The 4,386-nt window shown below is 74.8% G+C and carries 2 protein-coding genes; one reads left to right on the top strand and one right to left on the bottom strand.

Annotation, left to right across the window (positions count from 1 at the left end; all coding sequences use genetic code 11):
• The coding region (locus AB0M26_RS16040; RefSeq protein WP_365260778.1) for an FHA domain-containing protein at positions 1-1,544 on the bottom strand (1,544 nt) is incomplete at its 3' end.
• 785 nt (positions 1,545-2,329) lie between these two features.
• Between AB0M26_RS16040 and AB0M26_RS16035 the strand changes: the two genes are divergently transcribed.
• On the top strand, positions 2,330-4,033 hold the full coding sequence (locus AB0M26_RS16035) for a serine/threonine-protein kinase (protein ID WP_365260725.1): 1,704 nt from the start codon (positions 2,330-2,332) through the stop codon (positions 4,031-4,033).
• The last annotated feature ends 353 nt before the right edge of the window (positions 4,034-4,386 follow it).

Below are 4,386 nucleotides of genomic sequence, written 5' to 3'. Positions count from 1 at the left end.
CTTCCGCCCGGGGCGCCTCCGGCTTCCCGGCCTTCGTACGCGGACGGGGACGGTGACGGGTCGGGGCGCCGCGTGCGGTGGCCGGCGCCATGCGTCACGGCGCCCTGCCCCGCTCGGGGGAACGGCCCGTCGGAATCGGGCGCCTGGTGCGGCAGACAGAGCCCTGAACTGTCCTCATGTGTCGTGTCGGAGGCACCGGTTGTACGCGGCGGCGGTACGGATCCCCCAGCGGCGGGCTCGCCGCCGTGCTCGTCGAAGGACCGACCCGCGCGGGCCCGCGGCGCGGCGGAGCCGTCCTCGTCGTCGCACGGGCCCGTGGCCCATGACGGACGGCGGGGCGCGTCCGACCCGCCGTGGGCGGTGCGCGGCGCCGCGGCCGGTCCGGACGGTGCGCCCGTGCCCCGGCCGGAGGCGGCGGGGCCGGTCCGGTCCGGGGCGGAGGCGGGGTGGGACGTCTCACCCGGGGCGATCGCGCCGAGCCCTGCTGCGGCGGAACCCGCGGGGTCCGCAGGGGCCGGGAAGCCCACCGAGCCCAACGGGTTCGCGGTGACCGTGGAGTCTCCGCGATGTGCCGAGCCCGCGGCGCCATCCAGGGCCGCGCGACCGCGGAGTGATACGCGCAGATGCCCCTCGCCGTCTGGGGCGGTCGGCAGCACCTCCTGCATCGGAGACCCGCTTCCGCCCGAGCGCGCGCCGGCCGGCAAAGCAGCCCCGGCCCCACCCGCACCGGTCAAAGCCTCACCCGGCAGAGCCTCACCCGGCAGAGCCTCACCGGGCAAAGCTCCACCGGGCAAAGCCCCGCCCGCACCGGGCAAGGTCTCGCGCCCAATGGGCAGAGCCTCTCCCGCACCCACCAACCGCAGCGCCGATTCGCCCAGCCGGAGCAGTGAGCCCGGGTGAAACGGCAGAGGCCCCGTACCGAGAGGGGCGCCGTCGAGGGACGTGCCGTTCGTGGAGCCGAGGTCGGCGATCGTCACCTGCCCGTCTTCGGTGACCGTCACCGCGCAGTGCAGACGGGAGACGTCCGGGTCGTCGAGGGGCACATCGGCCTCTGCGGAGCGGCCGATCCGGATCCGGCCGCTGTGCAACAGGTGGACCCCGCCCGCGTCCGGGCCCGCGACGACGTGCAGTTGGGCCGACGCGTCCGTGGGTGCTTCCTGGGGCACACCGGGGTGACGGCCGGGATCGGCGGGGGAGTTGAGGGACAGCACGGCGCCGTCGGTCAGGGGTGGTTCGCCCAGCGCGCACCGCTGCGGGTCGAGCCGCTCGCTTCCCGCGTAGAGCACCACCGGCCCCGAGGAACCGCCGGACCCGCCCGACGCCGGGTCGCCCGCCGGAGGGCCGGACGCCCCGCCCTTCCCGGAGGTTGGCCCCGCAGCTGCGCTGCCCGCGCTCACAGCGGCGCCCGAAGCCGCCGCGGCGGCAGCGGCCAGCCCGCTCGCGACCGCGGCGAGCGCGGTCCCGGCCGGGGCCGTGACCAGCACGTCGCAGGCGCGCGCAGTGTGGCCGCCGCGCGGCCCGAGGACGGTCAGCCGGATCTGCATCGCCGTCAACGGTCCCTTCTGCCCCGGCTACGCGGCGAGAGATGCCGTCAAACCCCCGCCGTGTACGGGCACTTCGGCACGTACAGGTCAGCACGGCGCGCGGGGAGTCCCCGCCCCGGCCGCTTCCGTGCTGGCAAGCATCCTCGCACCTGCGGCCGCTGGTTCGCCGGGAATCCACAGCCCATTGATCTTGATTGGACCGGTAACGGCAGGAATAAGGACGAGAAACTTGCCGTGGACGACCGTGTTCCGACAGGTCCGTATCCCTCGATCGAGTAAGCCCGTGGACCAAGCCCTTTCGGGCAGCGCACTCCGCCCATCGCAGAGCGGACATGGCGTCGCCGGACGAGGAGTACAGCCCAGGAGCAACGGCGGACCTCAAGGGCGGACCTCTTGGAAACCGACGGGCCGTCGGAACGCCTGCACCTCCGCCGCCCCGACCGCCCGCCCGGCGCCGGGATGGCCGCACCCCCGCGATGACCGCCTGGATGTGACCCCCGCCATACCGGCCGTGTCCCCTACGCACCGCGGATCCGCACCGACCCGTACGCCCGCGCCACCGCGGCCCGAGACCGCGCCCCGGGGCCGCCCCCACGGTCCACACACCGCGACCGCGACCGGCAACCATCCGTCCGCGACACGCGTCTTCCTCACGAGCCGTGGCGTGGTCCCCGATCAGCTGTCGACCCGGTGGTACCCGAGCGTCCGCACTACAGTGGGTCGGACGGGTCCGCGTCCTTCCGGCGGCCCAGGAACACCAGGACCACGATCAGGGAGCGCATGACGTGCGGCCGGTAGGCAGCAAGTACCTCCTCGAGGAGCCGCTCGGACGAGGGGCCACGGGCACCGTGTGGCGGGCTCGCCAGCGCGAGGCCGCGGGCGCCGAGGCCGCCGTGCAGGGCCAGCCGGGCGAGACCGTCGCGATCAAGGTCCTCAAGGAGGAGCTGGCGAGCGACCCGGACGTCGTGATGCGCTTCCTGCGCGAGCGGTCCGTACTCCTGCGTCTCACCCACCCGAACATCGTGCGGACCCGCGACCTCGTCGTCGAGGGGGATCTGCTCGCCCTGGTCATGGACCTCGTCGAGGGCCCCGACCTGCATCGCCATCTGCGCGAGAACGGCCCGTTCACACCGGTCGCCGCCGCGCTCCTCACGGCCCAGATCGCGGACGCCCTCGCCTCCAGCCACGCCGACGGCGTCGTGCACCGCGACCTGAAGCCCGCCAACGTCCTGCTCGCAGGCTCCGACGACGAGCTGCACCCGATGCTGACCGACTTCGGCATCGCCCGGCTGGCCGATTCGCCCGGGCTCACCCGCACCCAGGAATTCGTCGGCACACCCGCCTATGTCGCGCCCGAGTCCGCCGAGGGCAGGCCGCAGACCTCTGCCGTTGACGTCTACGGCGCGGGCATCCTGATGTACGAGCTGGTGACCGGCCGCCCGCCGTTCGCCGGGGCCACCGCCCTGGAGGTGCTCCACCGTCACCTCAGCGAGGAGCCCCGCCGCCCCACGACCGTCCCCGAGCCGCTGTGGACGGTCATCGAGCGCTGTCTCCGCAAGAACCCGGAGGACCGCCCCAGCGCCGAGAACCTCGCCCGTTCCCTCCGCGTCGTCGCGGCGGGCGTTGGCGTCCACGCCACCGGCGCACAGGCGGAGGCCGCCCGGGGCGTCGCGGCACTGCTCGCTCCCGACCCGGCGCCCGCACCCGTCCCGGACACCGACACGGGCAGCGGCCCCGCGGGGAGCGGCGATCCGACGCAGGTCCTCCAGTCCGGCGCCGGTTCCTACGACCCGAACGCCGCGACGAGCGTGCTGCCCTCGACCGGTGCCTCCGGCAGCGGCGGCCCGAACGCCGACCCCACCCAGGTCATGCAGCACGGCAGCGGGCCAGGTGGCGGCTCCGACGCCGACCCCACGCGCGCGATGCCGCCCGTGCCGGGCTCCCCGCCGCCGGGTGACGGAAATCACCCCTGGCAGACCCAGCTTCGCGCGGCACGCGACCGCAACGACCAGACCCAGGTCCAGTACCTCGACCCGAGCCAGGATCCGCTGCGGCGCCGTCCGCACCGCCAGCCGCCCCCGCCCCAACAGCCGTACGGGCAGCAGCAGTACGGGGGCGGCTACGGCGGATATGCCGAGCCTCAGGCCCCGCCGCCCCAGCAGCGGCCCCGGCGCCGTCAGGCCGAGCGTCCGCCGCAGCGCTACGCCCCGCCGCCCCCGCCGGAGCCGCGCCGGGAACCGCGCCGCCGCAGCGCCAATCCGATGCGGATCCCGGGGCTGGGCTGCCTCAAGGGCTGCCTGTTCTCCATCGTGATACTGATCGTGGCCGCGTGGCTGATCTGGGAACTGACGCCGTTGCAGACGTGGGTCGCCGACGGGAAGAGCTTCTGGGACCAGATGACCGAGTGGGCCGGCGATGTGTCGGACTGGATCTCCAAGGTCGGCGAGTCCAGCGGCGGCGGCACGGGCGGTTCGGGCACGGGCCAGTAGCACGGGGCCGTCCCGTGACACCGGGCGCGGCGCCAGTGGCACGGGACCGTCCCGTAACGGCACCGGCTCAGCCCTGACCGAGCGCGAGCCGGATCCGTCCGGGCCCGCCCCCGGAAGGAGCGCGGAGCCAACGCCCGTACGGCACTGAGGGCTTGGCGCGCACCCGAGCCCAAGTCTCCGGGGAGTTCCGCCTCATACCCCGGGCCGTGCGCCCCGAGGCTGTCCGCACCCGTGCCCAAGTCTCCGGGGAGTTCCGCGTCATACCCCGGGCCGTGCGCCCCGAGGCTGTCCGCACCCGTGCCCAAGTCTCCGGGGAGTTCCGCGTCATACCCCGGGCCGTGCGCCCCGAGGCT

Source organism: Streptomyces sp. NPDC051776, from assembly GCF_040681345.1.
Lineage (GTDB): Bacteria > Actinomycetota > Actinomycetes > Streptomycetales > Streptomycetaceae > Streptomyces.
Note: the sequence above shows the minus strand (reverse complement) of the source record. Positions and strands in the feature narration are given on the sequence as shown.